Source organism: Vibrio sp. Vb1554 (genome assembly GCF_033344235.1).
This window is the reverse complement of the sequence record NZ_JAWPOJ010000237.1, coordinates 1-1,286: the sequence shown is the minus strand read 5'-3', so window position 1 is coordinate 1,286 and position 1,286 is coordinate 1. Positions and strand designations below refer to the sequence as shown.

Below are 1,286 nucleotides of genomic sequence, written 5' to 3'. Positions count from 1 at the left end.
CATAAATAAACCTGATAGTAGACGCAAATGGTAGGCTCTGATCGGAGCTTAGTTTGCATTTAAATAAATATCAGGTACGACAATGGACACGTTAATCAAACCCTCAATACTTGCATTAACCATCGCCAGTGCGCTTAGCGCTAACGCGAATGCAGAAATTATCATTTCCCAGTACGTAGAAGGTGGCTCGTATAATAAAGCGGTCGAGATCGCGAATACCGGTGATGCCGCAGTCACGCTAACAGGTTATGAGCTAGCGAAATCATCTAATGGTGGTGGCACTTGGGGCAGCAAGATCGATTTGAGCCAAGTAACGTTGCAAGCGAAGCAGGTGTTTGTTCTTGCCCATGGCGATGCCAGCGATGCGATTAAAGCAGTGGCTGACCAGACCGATAAAAACGTCGCGAACTTTAATGGTGACGATCCTCTCGCACTACTAAAAGATGGTGAAGTTCACGACATGGTCGGCGTGATGGGTGGTGTAGCATTTGGCAAAGACGCCACTTTGGTACGTAACGGTGACGCACTGACGCCTTCTGCGACTTTCCAATCTTCTCAATGGACAACGTTAGCAAAAGACAACATTGATGGCTTGGGCGAGCTGAATACAGCTGAGCCACCTGCAGCATTTGTGTGTGAAGTGGATGGACACGCGCCAACGTTCACATCCATTCAAGACATTCAAGGTGAAGGTGCTTCTTCGCCATTTATCGATGGTTACCCATACATTACGACAGAAGAGCATTTTGTTACTGGTGTCGTGAGCGCTGTTACTAGCGGTTTGACGAAAGGCTTCTACCTGCAAGCTATCGAGAACGATAACAACGATAAGACGTCAGAAGGTCTATTTATTCATACGAACGCCGCAGATACCGAGCTAAAGCCTGGTGACGTAGTTTGTGTGAAAGGTAAGGTTCAGGAGTACTACAGCAATACTCAGCTTTCTTCTGACGCAACCAGCTATGTAAAAACTGGCACGTCAGACATTTCATTGGTGACGCCGCTTGTGATCAAAGAAGGCGAAACTCTGCGTGATGCGTTAGAGCGACATGAAGGGATGCAAGTGACGCTGAACTCAACCAGTGATTTGTTTGTTACTCGCAACTTCTCTTACGATTACGATTCAAAACGTAACAACATGATGTTGTCGCACCAAGCTCCGCTCTTTAAGCCAACTCAGCTTCACGCAGCAGACAGTGCAGAAGCGGTCGCGCTAGCAAAACAAAATGCAGAGAATCGAGTTTTCCTAGAATCTGATGCCAAAGCACCGAACGGCAAAATTCCTT

At 46.9% G+C, this 1,286-nt stretch carries 1 protein-coding gene; it reads left to right on the top strand.

Annotated elements, in window-relative coordinates:
• Window positions 1-82 precede the first annotated feature (82 nt).
• A partial coding sequence (locus R8N28_RS25265; protein ID WP_318183669.1) for a lamin tail domain-containing protein occupies window positions 83-1,286 on the top strand: 1,204 nt, incomplete at its 3' end.